Annotated in this window: 14 protein-coding genes; 8 read left to right on the plus strand and 6 right to left on the minus strand. The window is 60.7% G+C overall.

Features of this window, described 5'->3' with window-relative positions; translation table 11 throughout:
• The first annotated feature begins 2 nt into the window (after positions 1-2).
• The 5 genes from FHX76_RS01475 (at position 3) to FHX76_RS01495 (ending at position 3,630) form a co-directional block, all read left to right on the plus strand.
• Positions 3-1,037, plus strand: coding sequence for a phosphatidate cytidylyltransferase (locus FHX76_RS01475; RefSeq protein WP_341777828.1), 1,035 nt, complete (start codon positions 3-5; stop codon positions 1,035-1,037).
• A 59-nt stretch (positions 1,038-1,096) separates the two neighbouring features.
• On the plus strand, positions 1,097-1,648 hold the full coding sequence (locus FHX76_RS01480) for a DivIVA domain-containing protein (RefSeq protein ID WP_167146961.1): 552 nt from the start codon (positions 1,097-1,099) through the stop codon (positions 1,646-1,648).
• A gap of 142 nt (positions 1,649-1,790) precedes the next feature.
• Positions 1,791-2,384: an aggregation-promoting factor C-terminal-like domain-containing protein gene (locus FHX76_RS01485; protein WP_341777829.1), complete on the plus strand. Its 594-nt coding sequence runs from the start codon at positions 1,791-1,793 to the stop codon at positions 2,382-2,384.
• A 129-nt stretch (positions 2,385-2,513) separates the two neighbouring features.
• Positions 2,514-2,846: a hypothetical protein gene (locus FHX76_RS01490; RefSeq protein WP_208402402.1), complete on the plus strand. Its 333-nt coding sequence runs from the start codon at positions 2,514-2,516 to the stop codon at positions 2,844-2,846.
• 37 nt (positions 2,847-2,883) lie between these two features.
• Positions 2,884-3,630: an alpha/beta hydrolase gene (locus FHX76_RS01495; protein WP_167146967.1), complete on the plus strand. Its 747-nt coding sequence runs from the start codon at positions 2,884-2,886 to the stop codon at positions 3,628-3,630.
• On the opposite strand, the gene FHX76_RS01500 is transcribed toward FHX76_RS01495, so the two are convergent.
• Together FHX76_RS01500 and FHX76_RS01505 are read right to left on the minus strand one after the other, a co-directional pair.
• The gene (locus FHX76_RS01500; RefSeq protein ID WP_167146970.1) at positions 3,617-4,690 is read right to left on the minus strand and encodes an AI-2E family transporter; all 1,074 of its coding nucleotides are present in this window, start codon (positions 4,688-4,690) and stop codon (positions 3,617-3,619) included. The genes FHX76_RS01495 and FHX76_RS01500 overlap by 14 nt on opposite strands.
• Before the next feature lie 9 nt (positions 4,691-4,699).
• Positions 4,700-7,732 (minus strand): coiled-coil domain-containing protein, encoded by a 3,033-nt coding sequence (locus FHX76_RS01505; RefSeq protein WP_167146973.1) that lies wholly within the window; start codon positions 7,730-7,732, stop codon positions 4,700-4,702.
• A gap of 347 nt (positions 7,733-8,079) precedes the next feature.
• On the opposite strand from FHX76_RS01505, the gene FHX76_RS01510 reads away from it, so the two are divergent.
• Together FHX76_RS01510 and FHX76_RS01515 are read left to right on the plus strand one after the other, a co-directional pair.
• Complete coding sequence (locus FHX76_RS01510; RefSeq protein ID WP_167146976.1) at positions 8,080-10,047, plus strand: DUF2062 domain-containing protein; 1,968 nt, start codon at positions 8,080-8,082, stop codon at positions 10,045-10,047.
• On the plus strand, positions 10,047-11,021 hold the full coding sequence (locus FHX76_RS01515) for a tetratricopeptide repeat protein (protein ID WP_167146979.1): 975 nt from the start codon (positions 10,047-10,049) through the stop codon (positions 11,019-11,021). Before FHX76_RS01510 ends, FHX76_RS01515 begins: the two co-directional genes overlap by 1 nt.
• 94 nt (positions 11,022-11,115) lie before the next feature.
• On the opposite strand, the gene glgB is transcribed toward FHX76_RS01515, so the two are convergent.
• From glgB to glgX, 3 genes are all read right to left on the minus strand, one after another.
• Positions 11,116-13,260, minus strand: a complete 2,145-nt coding sequence (gene glgB / locus FHX76_RS01520) for a 1,4-alpha-glucan branching protein GlgB (protein ID WP_243848565.1) — start codon at positions 13,258-13,260, stop codon at positions 11,116-11,118.
• Positions 13,250-15,334 carry an alpha-1,4-glucan--maltose-1-phosphate maltosyltransferase gene (locus FHX76_RS01525; RefSeq protein WP_243848566.1) on the minus strand — a complete coding sequence of 695 codons (2,085 nt, stop codon included), beginning with the start codon at positions 15,332-15,334 and terminating at the stop codon, positions 13,250-13,252. The genes glgB and FHX76_RS01525 overlap by 11 nt, the downstream gene beginning before the upstream one ends.
• Positions 15,335-15,452: 118 nt before the next feature.
• Positions 15,453-17,504, minus strand: a complete 2,052-nt coding sequence (gene glgX / locus FHX76_RS01530) for a glycogen debranching protein GlgX (protein ID WP_167146985.1) — start codon at positions 17,502-17,504, stop codon at positions 15,453-15,455.
• Positions 17,505-17,593: 89 nt separating this feature from the next.
• Between glgX and FHX76_RS01535 the strand changes: the two genes are divergently transcribed.
• Positions 17,594-18,775, plus strand: a complete 1,182-nt coding sequence (locus FHX76_RS01535) for a cysteine desulfurase family protein (RefSeq protein WP_167146988.1) — start codon at positions 17,594-17,596, stop codon at positions 18,773-18,775.
• Positions 18,776-18,793: 18 nt separating this feature from the next.
• Here the strand turns inward: FHX76_RS01535 and FHX76_RS01540 are convergent, their stop codons facing one another.
• Positions 18,794-19,423: a GyrI-like domain-containing protein gene (locus tag FHX76_RS01540; protein ID WP_167146990.1), complete on the minus strand. Its 630-nt coding sequence runs from the start codon at positions 19,421-19,423 to the stop codon at positions 18,794-18,796.
• Positions 19,424-19,432: the final 9 nt, after the last annotated feature.

Below are 19,432 nucleotides of genomic sequence, written 5' to 3' on the forward strand. Positions count from 1 at the left end.
TCGTGGGGGAGCAGCCGCTTCCCGAGGATGCTCGGGGGCATGATCCGAATCACGGCGACCAAGCTGCGTCAGGAAGCGAGCCTGAGGCGCACTCCTCATCGCCCCTGCATGTACACTCGGCGTTCGAAACGACTCGCAACGAGCTCCGTGCACAGCTTGAGGCAACAAAGGCCCAGATCGATGCTACTAACGCAAAAATCGAGGCAAAAGCCGGGCGCAACCTGTTTCTCGCGATTGGCAGTGGCCTTGGGTTTGCGGTTGTGTTCCTTGGGTCGCTATTCGCGCTTCCCGATTTGTTTGTGGTGCTGGTCGCAGCGTTTGTCGGTGTGACGGTCCTCGAGCTCGCAACGGCCTTTCGTGGTGCTGGCCGCTATGTTCCACGCATCGGAAGCGTTATTTCGGCGCTGGGCATGGTAGCTGGAACGTATTTCTGGGGTGCGTTTGGGTTGCTAATAACGCTGTTCGTCGCGGTCATTGTTGTGACCGTGTGGCGTTCGGTTGAGCTGTACCTCTTTAAGAGCCATCGCTCGTCTACGCTTCGGTTCGGTGCTGACCTCGCTGCTGGCGTGTTGACGCTTGTCTACGTCGCGTTTTTTGCTTCGTTTACTATCCTGCTTCGCCATGGTGACAACGGTGAATGGTGGATTTTCACCTTTGTGGCCGTTGTTGTCTCCGTCGATGTTGGGGCCTACGCCGCGGGAGTGACACTCGGCAAGCACAAGATGACGCCGAGAATTAGCCCAAATAAGACCTGGGAGGGCTTCGCGGGGGCGGCAATTGCTGCGCAAGTCGTTGCGATTGGCCTGACCGTTTTTGTTCTTGACTATCCGTGGTGGGCGGGCAGCATCATCGGCGTTGTGCTCCTCGTGACGGCCACCGGTGGCGACCTCACCGAGTCGCTCATCAAGCGAGATCTGGGCATCAAAGACATGAGTTCGTGGATTCCAGGACATGGTGGATTCCTCGACCGACTGGATTCGATCCTCCCGTCCGCCGCGGCAATGTACGGCATGTATCTCGTTTTTGCAATGCACTAGCCAACTTTTTCAGCGTGCCGAATCGTGTTTCATGACTACTGCAGTGCAGAATGGACTTTGTGAGTACTTCATTCCCTCGATCTAAAGACAAGAAACAGGCCTACAGCGTTTCTCAGGTTGATGCGTTCTTGGCTGAGGCGCGTGAAGCCTACAACCGTGATGCCGCCGGAAACGTTTCTGTGACGGCTGCCGATCTTCGCCGTATTTCCTTTGATCTCGAAAAGGGCGGATACTCTGCTCGCCATGTAGACGCAGCGCTTGACCGTCTCGAAGAGGTTTTCTTTGAGCGGGAGAAGCAGGCCATCATCCGTGAGGGTGGAGACGAAGCCTGGAACACCCTCGTTGCGGATAAGGTGAGCGCGGTTCGTGAGCGTCTTGCTCGCCCGAGGAAACACCTGTTCGCCCGCACGAACATCCTCACAACGGGCTATAACCGTGCCCAGGTGGATGCTCTCGCAGATCGAGTCCTTGCGTACCTCGATGAGGGCGTTTCGCTGACTGTTGCGGATATTCGCGATGTCAGCTTCTTCCCTGAGACGCGCGGTTACCGCGAGGACCAGGTGGACTATCTCATCGACTACGTGATCGACATCATCCTGTCGGTTCGGTAGGACAATTTCTCAACTCACCCGAATTGTTCAGGTGAGTTGTGGCTAGACTAGTGTCATTGTGGCTTTTCTCCGTAACTCATCAAAATCATCGTTTGGTCCTTCGCGGGCCCGCTATTCCCTGTCGAAACGCAATAATTCGATCGTGAAACTGGCGTTTGCGACCCTTGCGGCTGGTGCCCTTGTCGGTATCAACCTGGTTGGTCCATACTCGGGAATGGTGTCGCAGTCTCAGGCGTTTGAAGTCGTCCCGTTGAAGCCATCAGACGCTATTTATCAGGTATATACGGCAGAAGAGCTTGCACAGGGGCAAGAGATTGCCGCTATTCAAGCCGATAATTTTGACCTCGAGATGGAGCCTGAGCCAACTCCCACCCCGACGCCGACGCCTACCGAGGAAAGCAAAGCAAAATCCTCCGCGAGTGCGCCGGCGGCTGGTATCCCCGATCCAGGCACCGCGCAGGCCATCGCGATTACGTACGTTGGTCCTGGCGCTGAGTTTGATTGCCTTGTTGCGCTCTGGAATAAAGAATCTCACTGGAACGTGTTTGCAAACAACGCGAGCAGTGGAGCCTACGGTATCCCGCAGGCCCTTCCCGGTGAGAAGATGGCGTCTGCTGGTGCTGACTGGGCAACAAACCCGGACACTCAGATTCGTTGGGGCCTCGGATACATTCAGGGTCGATACGGCACGCCCTGTGGCGCTTGGGGCCACTCCCAGTCGGTCGGCTGGTATTAAACTCGCCGTACTGCCGTCTGGCGCCCGTAGGCTTGCTGCGTTCCGAATGAAGGGGCCGCGTCATCGGCGCAACCGATGAATCGCACGCGTTATCCGTGTTGACTCAGCTCACTAGATAGACTGATTGGTATGCCACGCTCGAACCGTCCTTCACGCCAACGGCGCACGGGCGGCACTTCCCGCGGCCCCGGTCCACGCCAGGAGAACATCGTGGATTCCGGCGGCCTCGAGCATCTCATGCAGGGCTGGCGTCGCACCGAATCCCGTTCGTCTGGCGAGTGGACAGTTCAGCCGATAGCTGCTGCGCGAGCGGTCAAAGAGTATCGCTGCCCTCGTTGCGAGGGACTTATCTCGGTCGGAACGGCCCACGTTGTTGTCTGGCGGGCCGACGGTGTTCTTGGCGACAGCGCAGACCTTGCGGCGCGGCGACACTGGCACGAACACTGCTGGCGCCTTGGATAATCCAGCGCCGCGCATCCATTTCAACGGAGGACCCGCTATGTCTGAACTCGTTCCCATTCGGAGCCAAACGGTGCTGCGCGCTCGACGCGACGACATCGAATTGCAGACTGCCGATGGCCTCACGCTTGTTGGCGAGCTTGCCCTGCCAGAGTCGGGGGAGCCAGCTGCGACACTTGTCACGCTGCATCCACTGCCAACAGCTGGCGGCTTCATGGACTCCCATATTTACCGTAAGGCCGCCTGGCGCCTACCCGCACTGGCGAATATCGCCGTTCTCCGATTTAACACACGAGGAACCAGCTCGCCGCGCGGCACGAGCGAGGGCAGCTTTGACGACGGAATCGGCGAACGCCTCGACGTTGAGGCAGCGATGCGGTTTGTTGCCGATCGTGGCCTGCCAAACCCGTGGATAATTGGTTGGTCGTTTGGCACTGAGCTTGCGCTCAAATATGGCCGTGACCTTCACACTGCCGGCACGATCTTGCTCTCCCCACCGCTCCACAGGGCGACGGCAGACGACGTTGCGGCGTGGGTGGGGGACACTCGTCCGCTCGTTGCGCTGATCCCAGAGCATGACGACTATTTGCAGCCTGCGGAAGCGGCCACCCGTTTTGCATCCGTTCCGCACCTTGAACTCGTGGCAGTTGATGGCGGCAAGCACCTTTGGGTCGGCGAGAGCCAATCAAGCCGCGTGCTGAACGAGATTGTGAAGCGCGTTCATCCAGCCGCCTACCCATTGCCAACCGAGGTTGACGAGTCGTTGGTGCAGCCTACAGCTGGTTGATGCGGGGGAGCACAACCTGCCGAAGCAAAATCATCATTGCCGCGGCAACCGGGATCGCTATGAGCGCTCCGAGCAGTCCGAGCAGCGTGCCTCCGGCAAGAGCCGCGATAACAACGGCAGAGGCTGGCACCTGCACCGCACGTCCCATGATGCGTGGGCTGATCAGGTATGCCTCAACCTGCATGTAGACAAGATAGTAGATTGCGGCGGCAATTGCCGTTGGTGGCCCGGCAAACAAGCAGACGAGCGTAATGATGATGGCGCCGGACAGCGTTCCGACAAGCGGCAAGAGGCTGAGCAAAAAGGCGATCGCGGAGAGCAGCACGGGGTATGGAGCCCCGATGATGTTCAAGAAAAGTAGGCTAAGGACACCATTGATGGATGCCTGGGCCACCTGCCCAACCACATACTTACCAACCGAGTTGGTGATCTGCTCGCTGATCTCAACAAATCGCTCACGCTTGGTCGCCGGTACAAGCCGGTAGCCCGCCCGCTTTATGGTGTGCAGCGACGCCGTGAAGTACAGCGTCAGAATCAGGATGATGATGGCGCCAAACAGCCCACTCGCGATCCCAACACCAACCTCGAGCACCCCACTTCCGATGTTCGCGATGTTGTCAGGGTTGCTCAGCCACGCGTTGATGGAGTCGAGGACCTGTTCAACGTTGAGGTACTCACGGAGGTTGAACTGTTCATCGAGGATCTCGATGAAACGGGCGAGGCCGCTGCTTCCTGTTGGGCTTTGGGCGGAGTTAATCGCCTGCGTGATCGTGACAACCAAGCTGGATGCCTGGCGTACAATCAGCGGGATCACGGTTGACAACAGTCCGGCAAAGACGCCGACTACCCCAAGAACAACCGTAATGAGGGCGGCCCAGCGCGGAAAGCGCTTGCGTTCGAGCCAGGTAACGACGGGGTCAAGGCCGAGCGCAAGAAACAGTGCGGCCCCAACGTAGGTGAAGACTGTCGCCAGTTCGCCAATAATGCCCCACACGAGCAACCCAACGCCAACGCCGAGGGTCGCAACCAGACCAATCTGGAACGCGTTCTGTACCCGCATCTCCCTGGCTTAGTTCGTGCTGTGCGTTGAAGACTCTGGCAGGATGTTTGGAAGCGTGTCGTCGCTTGCCTCAACACCCGCTTGTGCCTCGCTGGGCTTGAGCGGCTCGCGAACGGCTTCCTTAGCGGCGCGCTCTGTCATGTTCTGGGCGTTGCCGAGTACATCCTTGAGGCTCTCGAAGTAGCGGGCGACCGCTCCTCGTTCGACCTTCAACTGCGTCATGCGCTCTTCTGCTGAGGCAAGAATCTTGCTGGTGCGCGTCTCAGCGTCAGCAACCATGTTGTGGGCGCGTTCCTGTGCCTCAGCGACAATCGCGTAGGCCGTTTCCTGAGCCTCGTCGCGGATGCTCCGTGCGGCGGTCTGTGCGGTTGCCGTCAGGGAATCTACCTCGCCGCGCTTTTCTTCGGCGAGCGTGCGCAGCTCGGCGAGCTGTGTTGCTGCCTCGTCGAGGAACTTCTTGGTCTCGGCGACGGCCGCATCGTGGCGCTCGGCAAGTTCACGCTCAGCCGTGTCGCGTTTGGTCGCGAGGTCGTGTTCCGTTTCGCGCGCGTTGGTATCGATCTCGGTGCGAAGACGGGCAACATACTCGTCGGTTTCGTTGGTTGCAGCGGCAAGGGCCGTTTCTTGATCGTGACGGATAGCCGCGAGCTCGCTGACCGTGTTGGCACGGAGTGTATTGACCTCTTCTGCGACTGCGGCGCGTGCCTGTGCGACCTCATTGGAGAGGGATGCTCGTGCTTGCTCAGCCGTCTGGGCAAGCGTGATGGCCTGCTGCTCGAGCTCAGTTGCGATCCGCTGCTCGTGGGCGAGGCGTCCACGCTCGAGCTCGGCGTCTTGCTGTGCCCGTGCAACGTCGAGGTTGACCTGGTGCTGCTCGAGTTCTTCGCCGATGCGAGTGACACTCTCGTGGTTGCGACGAGTGATTTCTGCCTGGCTCGCGTCGCCCTCGGCGATGAGTCGTTGAGTCTGCTGCTCAACCTCTGCCGCAAGCTTTGCCGCGTGTGCGGCGACCTCAGCTGCAATGGTGGCCGCATGCGTGGCCAGTTCGCGCCCAAGCGACGCATCGTGTTCCGATCGCTCCCGCTCGAGCTGAGACGCGTGCTGGGCCGCAAGGCGCGAGCGCTCGTCGGCTGCCTGAACAGCTGACTGCTCGAGGCGCTCTGCCTGGTCTGTGAGGCCGCGCTGGAGCGTGAGTTCGTGCTCTGACTGCTCGCGCTCAATGCTGTCGTGATGTTCGGCAACTTCGCGGCGGAGGATCGAGCGGTGCTCGTTGCGTTCGCGGGCGAGTTCGTCGTTATGGGCCGTGCGCTCACGAGCAATGGTTGCTTCGTGCTCTGCACGTTCGGTCTGAATGGAGTCGTTGTGGGCAGCTCGCTCGATTGAGATCGAGGTGTCGTGTTCCTGGCGCTCCGAAGCAATGGCGCTGTCGTGCGTCGCGCGCTCGTGGGCGATAGTCTCATCGTGAGCGGCACGTTCGCGATTGATTTTTTCGGTGTGTGTCGCAAGCTCAAACGCGATTTTTTCATCGTGTGCCGAGCGCTCAGACGCGATCTTTGCATCGTGGTCGTCTCGTTCGCGAGTGATCGCGCTCGTGTGTGCGCTGAGTTCGCTCGCGATTTTGCTGTCGTGCTCCGTGCGAGTGCGGTCGATCTCGGCGACGTGCTCCGACAACTCGCGCGCGATGGTTTCGTCGTGTTCTGAGCGCGTTCGATCCAGCTCGGCGAGGTGCTCTGCAAGCTCACGCGCAATGCGTTCGTCGTGTGTCTGTCGTTCGTGTGCCAACGCTGCCCGGTGCTGCGCCTGTTCCGTGGCGAGCTGCTGCTCTTGGGCTGCGGCAACAGCCGCGAGGTCAGCGGTTTGCTCTGCGCGCTCGGCCTGCAGGGCAGACGAGTGCGACACCCGTTCGTCTGCAAGCAGCTGCGCCTGAGCATCCGCATCTCGGTTGAGGAGCGCGCTGTGCTCTGCGCCGGCGAGGCCGAGCGCTGTCTGCGCGGCTTCGGCCTGCTGAGCGAGCTGTGCTTCGTGGCGTTCGCGGCCAGCGGCGAGTTCGGCGGCGTGTGCGCTTTCTTGAGCTGCGAGGCTGTTTGCCTGAGCTTCGCGTTCGCGCTTGAGCGCTGTTTCGTGCTCTGCACGCTCGTTGTAGATGCGAGTTTCGTGGGCGTCCTGCTGTTGAGCCAGGTCAAGCTCTTGCTTCTCGGTGGCTGCCGCGAGAGCGTTACTACGCTCGGCCGTCTGGGCCTCAAGGCTCAAGCGGGCCTGTTCCGTAGCCGCCGTGAGCTCTGCGCGAGCGCGAGCGGTGCTCTGCTCCAACTCAGTGCGAGCGAGCTCAAGGTCACGAGCATTCTGATCACGCTCAGTGGTCGTGATTCGCTCGCGCTCCATTGCCTCGGAGAGGAGCGCGCTGGCTTTGGTCTGGGCATGAGCAAGGAGTTCGGATGCTTCAAGCGTCGCAGATGCCCGCGCCGATTCGGCAGCCTGTGTTGCAGAGAGGGTAACCTCTGCTGCCGTTGCAGCGGCCGCATGCCGGAGAGCCGAAGCTTCCCTGCTGGCCTCCGAAAGCATCTGTTCTTTATCGCTGTTGGCGCGTGCTGTTGCCTCCGCCACATCCTGCTTGGACCCGGTGATGAGCGTGTGAGCTTCTTCACGCGCACTCGAGAGGATCTTGTCGGCGAGTGCCTGGGCCTGCTCGACCTGCTGCTTCGTTTCCGCTTCTGTGGTGCGGCGCAGCTTCTCAGCATCAAGATCTGCCTGTGCGATGACTCGTGCTGAGTGCTCCTCCGCCATCTGGAGGCTGCTCTCAAGCTTGGTGCCAAGCCCCGTGTATCCGGTTGACTCGAGTTCCTCTACCTCAACGGTGAGCTCGTTGATGTGAGTCCGCATCTCTTGCTGCTGAGCAAGGGCCTGCTGTTTTTCTGCCTCAACAGCACTCACTTGCTGCGTCAGCCGGGCGATGTGTGACCGTAACTCGTTTAACGCGGAATCAACTTCGGTGCGGTCATAACCGCGAAAAGCCTGGTTGAACGTGGACTCGTTTTCGGACACTGATCTTCTCCGTGGGGTCACTTCAGGGCACATACAGCCCCAAAAATTATGTATATGAAGAGTCTAGAGCAAACAGCGCTGCCCAAGTGTGAGAGTCGAGAATGCTCGCGACCCTTACCGGTTCGGGAAGAATCGGCACAAGAATCCCCGAAAATACAAGGTTTCTCAGGCAATCACACAGCGTGCGCACACCTCAGGACGGCATACTTGAACGGTCAACATGTTGGGCAGTTCATCCCGTCTTCGTGTGCGACAGTCATTTTTCGGGTATCTTAGATTCGCTTACCACCCCCTCCCAACCAGCGAACGCCGGTCTACGAACGGGTGGGAAACGAAGGAGCTTTTACGTGCGATATTTTTTCGCCATTGCAACTCTTGCGTTGGCTGCTGTCCTCATCGTGTTGGGCATCGGGCAACGCACCTTTTTGGCCGGTCCCTCATCTGTGAGCGCAGAAGTGCAAACCGCGGACAACAGCCGCTTCGCCGTCGTGAGTAGTGACGAACTGAAGCAGACCGTTGGTAAGCCAAGCATTACCGCGAACGGAGACGCGGCCGTATTCATGGCGTACGGGCGAACCGCCGACGTGGATGCCTGGCTGAAGCCGGTCACACACGACGTTCTCTCGGTCAACCCTTCAGACAACAGCGTTGAGCCAAAAACCGTTAAAGCGAACGAATCTGGCTATGCCGACCTCATCGTGACCGGCACCGTCCTCGACACGGCCCAGACCGATGCAACGGCACCCGCGGACGCAACGGCACCCTCAACGGAAACGAAGCTGGCGGACTCAGATCCGCGCGGAAGCGACCTGTGGCTTGCCGAATACAGCGACAGCAAGACACTCAACACCGCCGCAGACCTCCCCGAGGGCGTTTCGATGATCATCGCCGCCCCAGAAGCAGGCGATTCGCTGACCGAAGTTTCGATCACGTGGCAGCGCGACCGAGCAACGCCACTCGCAGGCCCGTTGCTGGTTGGTGGGCTCATCCTTGGCGTCATCGGCGCCATCCTCTATCTGCTCGCGGTCGATCACGATCGACGCAAGACGCGCCCTCGCCGCGGCAACAACAAAGCCCTCGCAGGACTCCGCCGCCAGTCGGCACTCACAGGAGTGAGCCCAAAGAGCATCGAGCGCGACCGTCGCAAGGCGCTTGGCGCGGGCAACGGGCCAACAACATCCGTCAAGATGGTGGCTATCCCCGTCATCCTGACCTCAACGCTGTTGGTCTCTGGCTGTTCGGCCGACTACTGGCCAGACTGGGACGCAATCGCGGAGAAGCCCTCCGCCACCGCGACCCCGAGCAGCGGTCCAGAAGCGGAAATCATTCCGCCAGCGGTGACCGACGGCCAACTCGAGCTCATCATGGGTCGAGTCGCCGACGTCACCAAAGAGTCGGATACGACGCTTGATCTCGAGCTTGCTCAGTCGCGCTTTGCCGGCCCTGCGCTTGACGAACGTGCCGCGAACTACGCCATTCGTGCAACGCTGCCGAGCGTTGCCGCACCTGGCCTCATTACAAACTCGTTGCGCGGGTACGAACTGCCGCAGAGCACAAAAACGTGGCCGCGTACCATCTTCACGGTTGTCGAAGACGGCGAATCGGCCCAAGAGGCCACGCCAACCGAATCCGCCGCACCCGCAGAGGGCGAGACGCCAGCGCCAACCGAGACCGCTGCCGCAAATCCGCCGCTCGGTGTTGTCTTGGTGCAGCAGACCCCGCACGACAACTACATGGTCAACTACTCGGTTGACATCATCGGAGGAGCCGAGTTCCCAGAGGCGTCACCGGCATCCGTTGGTACGACTCGCCTTTCACCTGATTTTAAGGCCCTTTCGATGCGGCCGAAAGACATTGCTACGGCCTATGCTGACGTCCTCAACCAGGGATCCAGCTCAGAGTTCTACGGCGCATTTGACACCGTTGACGACGCCCTGATCGCAGAGATTGGCCAGCAGTGGCGCACCGAGCGGAAGGATGCCCTTGCGGAGAAGGCCGAGCAGGGATCCGCATCCTTCGAGACTGTTCCCGGTTCTGGCGAAGTTGTCGCGCTGTCGACAGCTCAGCAGGGTGCAATCGTGGCAATCTCGATTCTCGATACCGAAACAATCCTGCCGAGTAATGAGCGCGCAAGCGCGAAGTTCCCTGGCGCGCCAAACGCTGGATCGGTCTTGGCCGGAATTACCGAATCCAAAACCGGGCTGTACCAAACTTGGGAAGTGCAGCTCTTGTTCAACGTTCCGGCAACCGATTCCGGCGAACCGATCACGTTGCTTGGCTTCACCCACAGTCTCGTCAAAGCAGGAGCCAAATAATGACCGACCCACGCCTCAACAGTCTGCTCGCTGGCGGAGCCGTTGACCTCTCACCGCTTGTTGCCAAAAACCAGCAGGCGGCTCGGCCCGCGCAACCGGGAGGAACGCCAGGGGCGCAGCCATCCGTAGCTCAGGGCGAAGCGGTGCCGGTTCCCTCGCTAATTGTTGATGTGACCGACGAAACCTTTGCGCAGATTGCGCAGCTCTCAACGGTCGTTCCCGTGATCGTCGACCTGTGGGCGGAGTGGTGTGGCCCGTGCAAGCAGCTTGGGCCCATCCTCGAAAAGCTCACGCTTGAGCTCGACGGTAAGGTGCTGCTCGCCAAAGTTGACGTTGACAGCAACCCAGGTCTTTCGCAAGCCTTCCAAGCACAGTCGATCCCGATGGTGGTTGCGATTATCGCGGGAAAGCCAGTGCCTCTGTTCCAGGGCGCGCTGCCAGAAGCGGAAGTGGTTCAGGTCTTCAACCAGGTGCTGGATGTTGCGGCCCAGGCAGGTGTGACCGGGCGCGTACAGGTCGCAGATGCTTCGGCTGAAGGCGAAGAGCCCGCACCAGCGCCGCTGCCTCCACACCACCAAGAAGCGTTTGAAGCTATTGAACGCGGCGACTATCCTGCCGCGAAGGAAGAATATCGCAAGGCCCTGGTGAACAACCCTCGCGACGTTGAAGCGGTTGCTGGCCTCGCCCAGGTGAGCCTGCTCGACCGGCTCTCAGGCAAGACCCTTGACGAGATTCGTGCTCGCGCGGCCGCAAACCCAGCCGACCTTGACGCGCAGCTTGACGTTGCCGATCTTGACCTGTCCGGCGGCCACATCGAAGACGCCTTCGATCGGCTCCTGCAGCTGTTTACCGACCTTGACCAAGACGGCAAGGACCGCGTTCGTGAGCGGATGCTTGAGCTCTTCGACGTTGTTGGCGTCACCGATCCTCGCGTCCTCGCCGCTCGACGCAGTCTTACCGCGCTGCTGTACTAGACATCGTTCGGTCAGCAAACGGCCGTTGCCCGAGTGCTTTCACTTGGGCAACGGCCGTTTGCTGTGCTGGGCAAGACGGGCGAGCGGCCTGAGCCTACTCTGGGCGGAGAAACAGAGCGCCGAGCGGCGGAACGGTGATCACCGCGGACGCCGGTTGGCCGTCGCACGGCCCGGCGACGGCATCCACCCGGCCAAGGTTGCCTACTCCGCTGCCGCCGTACACCGAAGCGTCGGAGTTATGGACTTCGACCCAGGTTCCCACTGACGGCAAACCGAGCTGGTAGTCACCCTGTGGTACACCGGAGAAGTTGATGGCAACCACAAGTGGATTTCCGGCTCGGTCGCGGCGGATGAAGGTGACGGTGTTTCGTGAGCTGTCGTCGCCCCGTATCCATTCGAAGCCAGCGGGGGAGTCGTCGAGTTCCCACAGGCTTGGCGTGTTGCGGTATAGGCGGTTGAGCTCGCCGACCATGTGCATGAGCTGCTGGTGGGCCGGCTGGTCGAGCATCCACCAATCGAGGCCTCGCTCTTGGCTCCATTCGGAGAGCTGACCAAATTCCTGCCCCATGAAGAGCAGTTTTTTGCCAGGATGCGCCCACATGTACGAGAGATAGGCCCGCACGTTGGCGAGTTTCTGCCAGTGGTCACCTGGCATTTTGGCTAGGAGCGAGCCCTTGCCGTGCACAACTTCGTCGTGGCTGATTGGCAGCATGAAGTTCTCGCTCCACGCGTAGGCAAGCGAGAAGGTGAGATCGTTGTGATGGTATGAGCGATGCATGGGGTCGTGTTCGATGTAGCGGAGGGTGTCGTTCATCCATCCCATGTTCCACTTGAGGCCGAAGCCGAGCCCGCCTCGGTCAGTCGGTGCCGTGACGCCGCCCCAGCTGGTTGATTCTTCGGCGATCATGAGGATGCCTGGTGTGCGCCGGTACGCGGTGGCTGTGACCTCTTGCAAGAGCGCGATGGCTTCGAGGTTTTCACGGCCGCCGTTGATATTTGGCACCCATTCGCCGTCGTTGCGGGAGTAATCGAGGTAGAGCATCGAGGCCACCGCATCAACGCGCAGCCCATCAACGTGAAATTCTTCAAGCCAGTACAGGGCGTTGGCCACGAGGAAGTTTCGTACGCCAGGGTTGCCAAAATCAAATACAAGCGTGCCCCAGTCTGGCTGCTCGCCGCGTCGTGGGTCTGGGTGCTCGTACAGCGGTTGTCCATCGAACTTCGCAAGCGCCCATTCATCTTTTGGGAAATGCCCTGGAACCCAATCGAGCAACACCCCGTAGCCGGCCTGGTGCAGCCGATCAATGAGGTAGCGAAGGTCGTCGGGAGTGCCAAAGCGACTTGTTGGGGCGTAGTATCCCGTGACCTGATACCCCCAGGAAGGCGCGTAGGGATGCTCGGCAAGCGGCATGAACTCGACATGCGTGAATCCAGTTGTGCCGAGGTACGCGATCAGTTCTTCTGCGGCTTCACGGTAGCCGAGCCCCGGAATCCACGAGCCGAGGTGCACCTCGTAGACGCTGAGGGGCCGTTCGTGGGCGTTGGTGGTGGATCGCTGGTTGAGCCAGGCCGAGTCGCCCCACGAGTAGGAGGAGGCGGTGACGATGGATGCCGTTGCCGGCGGCACCTCCGCCTGCCGCGCCATCGGGTCTGCTTTGCGGAGCCATTCGCCGTCCTGGCTGAGGATCTCGAATTTATAGGCTGAGCCGACCCCAATCCCTGGGACAAAGATCTCCCAGACACCGCCGCCCCCAAGCGACCGCATGGAGTGCAGGTCGCCTTTCCACCCATTAAAATCGCCAATGACACGAACGGCCCGCGCGCGTGGTGCCCAGACCGAGAACGCAACGCCCTCGATGTTGTCGTGAACGACTGCTCGTGAGCCAAGAACGTTCCAGAGCTGCTCGTGTCGGCCCTCGCCGATGAGGTGCAGGTCAAGTTCGCCGAGCGTTGGTGTGAAGCGGTAGGGGTCATCCTCGCGCCACTCAGGGGCATCAGTGTAGGTCGCGACGATGGTGTATCGGCCGGTCTTGGCAGCCTCGACGGTGCTCTCCCAGACGCCGTGACCGATGTGTTCGAAGGTGTGACCGCCTGGGTCGACGCGAACTGAGGCAGCAAGGGGCCGGAGTACGCGGATGACGTTGGCATGACGGCCGAGCACCGAATGAGGGTCGTGGTAGGTGCCAGTGCCTACCGCGGCGAGGACATCATCTGAAGGGAACGATCGCTCAGCTGGCATTGGGAGCCTGTTTCGGTTGGCGTGCTGCGGACGGGCGTGCTTTGGCTGCGCTGCGGGTCGGCTGAGGGTGGCGCACCGAGAGCAGGTGTACCGGCTCGGTAAACGCATCGAGTCGCACATAGTTATGGGTGCCCCAGGTCCAGGTTTCGCCGCTGACGGCATCCGTGACTTCAAACTGAGTTGGGAGTCCGAGGGCGGCGAGATCGAGGTGGACCATGGTTTCGCGCACGGAGTGCGGGTCCACGTTGGCAACCACAATGACGGTGTCTGGTTTGCCGTTGGCAGTGTGGGCCGAGGGGAGCTGCTTACTGAACGCAAGAATCGCTTCGTCATCCGTTGGGTGGAAGACGAGGTTGCGGAGCTGGCCAAGCGCGGGATGCTCGCGCCTGAACCGGTTCAGCATTGAGATATAGGGGGCAATCGATGTGCCGTCACGCTCGGCCGCGGCCCAGTCTCGGGGTCGGTACTCGTATTTTTCGCTGTTGAGGTGCTCCTCAGCGCCTTGCCGCGCGACGTTCTCGATGAGTTCGTAGCCCGAATACATGCCCCATACCGGCGCCGCCGTCGCGGCAATGGCTGCGCGCACCTTATGCGCGGCAACACCGCCAAATTGCAGGTATTCGGTGAGAATATCTGGCGTGTTCACAAACAGGTTTGGCCTGAGGAAGTCTGCGGTATCGTTTGCGACTCCGGTGAGGAATTCCGTGAGCTCGTCTGTTGTGTTCCGCCAGGTGAAGTACGTGTATGACTGTTGAAACCCGACCATTGCGAGCGTCTTGAGCAGGGCTGGGCGGGTGAAGGCCTCTGCGAGGAACACCACGTCAGGGTAGACCGCGTTGACCTCGGCGATGAGCCATTCCCAAAATTCGGCGGGTTTGGTGTGCGGGTTATCAACGCGAAAGATGGAGACGCCTCGTGCGACCCAAAGAAATACGATGCGGAGAATCTCTGCCCTGAGTTCAACGGGGTCGTTATCAAAATTGATCGGGTAAATATCTTGGTACTTTTTTGGCGGGTTTTCCGCGTAGGCGATGCTGCCATCTGGCAGCGTGGTAAACCATTCAGGATGCTCGGTGACCCATGGATGATCCGGCGCGGCTTGCAGGGCAAGGTCAAGCGCGATCTCAAGGCCCTGTTCGAGGGCTGCAGCGACAAATGCCTCGAAATCGGTGATCGAACCGAGGTCGGGATGTACCGCATCGTGCCCGCCGTGCCGTGAGCCTATGGCCCAGGGCGAACCTGGGTCGTTCGGTCCGGCAATCAGCGTGTTGTTTGGGCCTTTTCTGTTGACCTCGCCGATGGGATGGATGGGTGGCAGATACACCACGTCAAAGCCCATCGCCGCGATCGCGGGGAGCCGTTTGGCCGCCGTCGAGAAGGTGCCGCTTCGCCACGTGCCGTCGGCGGCGCGTTTGGCGCCTTCCGACCGGGGGAAGAACTCGTACCACGCGCCTGCTCCAGCCCTCGTGCGTTCGACCAGAAGCTGCTGGTCAGCGGTCGAACTGCTGAGGCTTGCGAGCGGATGGTTCCAGAACGAATCGATCGCGGCCGTCGCCGCCGCGAGTCGCTCATCGGCAGCAAGCGTATGATCGCCAAGCGTTGCGGCCAACGACGATAATTTTCTGCGCTGAGCTGAGGTTCTTGTGGTCTCAGCTGCCGCAGCGGTAACCAGCTCGTGACCGAGCGCAAGCATGACATCAACATCCACACCGGCCTCGATCTTGATGGTGGCGTTGTGCAGCCAGGTTGCATAGTCGTCGGAGAATCCCTCAAACGAAAACGACCAAAGACCTTGCTCGCCAACAGGAACACTGATCACCCAGCGGTCAGTGCCGGGCGCGCCCTGCAACAGACGGTGGACGCTCGTAACGCCACTCGGGGAGGTCAGGTTGAGCCGAACACCAATGAGGTCGTGCCCCTCGCGAAACGCCGTGACCGAAAACGGAACGACCTCGCCAACAAATGCGCTTGGGTTCCACCTGGCATCAGGGGCCGCCGGTCGTGGCTTAAGCAGCGGAATCCTGCCGAGCGCCAAGAATCGTTCGTCGGAGGGGCGTGGTGTTGCACTGTTCATCTGCACACTTCGACCGTAGCGATAATGCAGGGACCGCGCTAGCACATTGCCAGGCCCACGCATCATTTAACAACTTTGAGAGATACCACGTAGTCGCGCGATGCGTGGGTGGCCGACGCTACGAGTGCGCCCGGTACAGTCGCATCGAGGTACCGGGTACACGAAGCGTTGTTCCTGGCGACTCAGAGCCGTAGCTCTCCGGGTTCGGACGCGGCGCCTCGTCTGCGCTATCCCACAGCAATTCGTAGTGGGTCACCCCGTCATACCGGGGAAGCGTCACGATGGTGTCATCCTCAAGCGCGTGCACAACGCAGAGAATGCGGTTGAAATCTTCGTGCTCAGGCGTGCTCGACGCAACGTATTGCAGGGTGCGGTTGAGTGGCGAGTTCCAGTCGCTCTCAGGCATGCTCTCGCCCGATCCGTCGAACCATTCCATTGTGCTTGCCTGCGGGATGACCTCGCCAGCCTTTGCATAGCGCTGCGGCCTCAGGGCCGGGTTGTCATGACGAAGCCGCACGAGGTGCTGCGTGGTCCGCAACAGATCGTGCTGCCACACCTCATGCCGCCACGGCAGCCACGACACCTCGTTGTCTTGGCAGTAGGCGTTATTGTTACCACTTTGGGTGCGCCCGAACTCATCGCCCTGGCTCATCATCGGCACGCCGGCGGAGAGCAGGAGGGTGCCCATCAGGTTTCGCACGGCTTTGCGGCGAACGCGCTCAATGTTCTCGTCGGTGCTTGGGCCTTCATAGCCGTGGTTATACGAGTTGTTGTTATTGGTGCCGTCACGGTTGTTCTCGCCGTTGAGCAGGTTGTGCTTGACGTTATAGGCCGTCAGATCGGCCATGGTGAAACCGTCGTGCGCAGTAATGAAGTTCACAGAGGCAAGGGGACCGCGCTCGCGGCTGAACGTATTCGACGATCCAGCGAACCTCGTGGCGAATCGGCCGATGCCGCTGCCAGCATCCCCGTCGTGTCGCGCCCGAGAAATATCGGTGAGCCAGAAGTCGCGCATCCGGTCGCGGTATCGGTCATTCCACTCGGACCAGCCAGTCGGAAAGCTGCCGGTCTGCCAACCGCCGAGTCCAACATCCCACGGCTCGGCGATATTCTTGACGCCCTGCAGCCTAGGGTCGCTCAGGACACCGGTGAGCAGCGGATGCTCTGCGGTGAACTCGACCTCTTCGTTGCGCCCGAGCGTCGCGGCGAGGTCAAACCGGAAGCCGTCAACCTGCATCTCGTTTGCCCAGTAGCTCAGCGAATCGAGCACAAGGTCGCGGGCAGCAGGCGTGCTGAAATTGACAGTATTGCCACAGCCGGTTACATCGATGTACTGGCCGGTATCGGTCTGTCGGTAGTACGCCGCGTTATCGATGCCCCGAAAACTGGTTGTTGGGCCGAGAGGGCCCTCCTCGGAGGTGTGGTTGTAGACCACGTCGAGGATGACCTCGATGCCTGCGCGGTGAAGATTCTTGACCATCGTCTTGAACTCAGCGATAACGGCGTCCACGCCTTCGTGTTGCGCCCCTGACGTGGCATAGGCAGCGTGCGGTGCAAAGAACGCCAGGCTGTTGTAGCCCCAGTAGTTGACCATGCCAAGCTCGAGGAGTCGCTGCTCAGACACAAACGCGTGCACCGGCAGCAGCTCAACCGCGGTGATACCAAGCGAGGTGAGATACGCAATAGATACGTGATGGCCAAGACCAGCGTAGGTGCCGCGCAACTCAAAGGGGAGTAACTCGTTAAGCTGGCTGAACCCCTTGACATGTGTCTCGTATACAACCGTCTGGTCGAGGGGAATCCCAGGCTTCGGCACGCCCTCCCAGTTGAACCCGTCTGTCGTGACGACCGAGCACCAGGTACCGTCGGCACACCGCTCGACAGCGCGCGCGTAGGGATCAAGGAGCAGACGCCCGGTGTCGAAGTGGTGGGTTGGCCCAGCCGGCCCGTCGACCCTGAGCGCATAGCGTTGGCCAGAGATGAGCTGCGGCGACGACACCGTCCACACATCGCCCTCCTCCGTGCTGAGCGGCAACTCCGTCGTGACGGTGCCGCGCTCGTCAAGCAGACACAACGACGCTGATGAGGCATGCTGCGACCACAACGCGAAGTCGGATCCCTGGGCCGTGCGGGTGATGCCGAGACGGTGACGCGTCAGAGGTTGGCTCATGAGACTAAGAGTACAGCGCGCGTACGAAGCGGGGTTAGGCTTAATCGCGTGAATACCACAGCAAGTTCTGCGCTCGAACGGGGCCGCTCATGACCGTCTACCTCGACCACGCCGCCACAACACCAATGCGGCCAGACGTGCTTGCCGCATACGTGGACGCGCTCGCCGTAGCTGGCAACCCGGCCTCCATCCACAGCCACGGGCAAGAAGCAAAGCGGCTGCTTGAAGAAGCGCGCGAACGCATCGCGGCAACGATCGGCTGCGAGGCAATCGAGATCGTATTTACCAGCGGGGGAACAGAATCCATCAACCTCGCAATCAAAGGCATGTGGTGGGCACGGCAAGCCGACCGGCCACGGCCACGAATGCTCATTGCCGGGGGAGAGCACCACGCAACAGTTGACGCAGCAGAATGGATGGCAGTCAGTGCAGGTGCCGTTGTTGAATGGCTTCCACTCGAGGCCGACGGAACCCTGCTTCCTGAGACGCTTCGTACGGCGCTCGCGGCGGATATCGGGTCCGACGGCGAAGACTCCGTAGCGCTCGTGAGCGTGCTGCTCGGAAACAACGAAGTTGGCACCATTCAACCGGTGGCACAGCTTTCGGCCGTCGCCGACACATTTGGGGTTCCGCTTCATGTGGATGCCGTTGCCGCGCTTGGATATATCCCCATTAATTTCCGTGCGCTCGGCGCGAGCACCATGAGCATTTCGGCCCACAAGATTGGTGGCCCCGTAGGCATCGGTGCGCTCGTGCTTGGCCGAACCGCCACCGTCGTTCCGCTGCAACACGGCGGCGGTCAGCAGCGCGGACGCTCGGGAACCCAGGACGTTGCCGGTGCGGTCGCATTCGCAGTTGCCGCCGAACACGCACACGCCGAACTCGACGTCTTCGCGGCCGACCTCGCGGCGCTGCGAGACAACCTGGTTGCTGGAGTGCGACGTGCGGTGCCAGAAGCCGTGCTCAGAGGTCCAGAACCTGGCGAACGCCGGCTGCCGGGAAACGCACACTTCACCTTCCCCGGCTGCGAGGGGGACTCGCTGCTGTTCCTGTTGGACGCTGCCGGTATCTCTGCCTCAACGGGCTCCGCCTGCCAAGCCGGCGTGCCGGAGACCTCCCACGTGCTCACCGCGATGGGTGTCCCCGAATCCGAGGCGAGGGGAGCCCTCCGGTTCACGCTGGGGCACGGCACAACGTCATCCGACGTTGAGGCGCTGATCGCGGCCCTGCCAGATGCCTACGAACGTGCCCGCCAAGCAGGTATGGCCTAGGGAGGAAGAGCCGCGCAGCTACGAGGGACGTACCGGCTGGCGCAGGACGGTTTTGAGCTTTTCTGGTGCGACCTTGCGAGGGTCGCCGAGATAGACCTCGTGGTGCAGCCCGTTAAACGTCAGGCCGTTTGCCGGCATGAACTCATTGTGCAGCCGGTCGAGGGTTGGAGCCTCGTCGTCGTATGACCCTGTGTGCAGAATCTGGGCGCAGAGGCCCTCGGTCAGCGTTTCGAAACGTAGCTGGTCGAGCGCGTCGAGCTTCTTCTTGGCCTTGGCTGCCGCGATACCTTCTGCAGCAAGATCGGCGGTGATCCAGTCTGGCTGCATGATCATCATGGTCCAACGCCAATCATCCTTTGCCCCTTTGGTGAAGGACGCGGGGTCGTCGGCAGTCCAAAGCCCTTCGAGCGGAGCAACCACGTAGTCTCGCCCGAGTAGTTTCTTGCTCGCAAACTTGATCGTGAAGGACGCCGCATACAGCGCCTCAACAGCGGAAATATAGGCCGGTGCCGTGTTTGGATTGCCCTCGCCGTCGATCATGAGATAGGCGACGGGCCCGAGTTCGACGAGCTCAAAGTCTTTTGCTGGCGCGGAGAAATAACGCTTGAGTTCTTTCTTCAGGTCAATTTTGGCTGGGGTTGAGGACATACTGCAGCT

Source organism: Lysinibacter cavernae, from assembly GCF_011758565.1.
Classification (GTDB): Bacteria; Actinomycetota; Actinomycetes; order Actinomycetales; family Microbacteriaceae; genus Lysinibacter; species Lysinibacter cavernae.

What these genes read in the sequence shown, in the direction of transcription:
- FHX76_RS01490 (WP_208402402.1), top strand. Translation starts at nt 2,514, where the DNA reads ATGCCACGCTCGAACCGTCCTTCACGCCAACGGCGCACGGGCGGCACT.
- FHX76_RS01495 (WP_167146967.1), top strand. Translation starts at nt 2,884, where the DNA reads ATGTCTGAACTCGTTCCCATTCGGAGCCAAACGGTGCTGCGCGCTCGA.
- FHX76_RS01500 (WP_167146970.1), bottom strand. Translation starts at nt 4,690, where the DNA reads ATGCGGGTACAGAACGCGTTCCAGATTGGTCTGGTTGCGACCCTCGGC.
- FHX76_RS01515 (WP_167146979.1), top strand. Translation starts at nt 10,047, where the DNA reads ATGACCGACCCACGCCTCAACAGTCTGCTCGCTGGCGGAGCCGTTGAC.
- glgB (WP_243848565.1), bottom strand. Translation starts at nt 13,260, where the DNA reads ATGCCAGCTGAGCGATCGTTCCCTTCAGATGATGTCCTCGCCGCGGTA.
- FHX76_RS01525 (WP_243848566.1), bottom strand. Translation starts at nt 15,334, where the DNA reads ATGAACAGTGCAACACCACGCCCCTCCGACGAACGATTCTTGGCGCTC.
- glgX (WP_167146985.1), bottom strand. Translation starts at nt 17,504, where the DNA reads ATGAGCCAACCTCTGACGCGTCACCGTCTCGGCATCACCCGCACGGCC.
- FHX76_RS01535 (WP_167146988.1), top strand. Translation starts at nt 17,594, where the DNA reads ATGACCGTCTACCTCGACCACGCCGCCACAACACCAATGCGGCCAGAC.
- FHX76_RS01540 (WP_167146990.1), bottom strand. Translation starts at nt 19,423, where the DNA reads ATGTCCTCAACCCCAGCCAAAATTGACCTGAAGAAAGAACTCAAGCGT.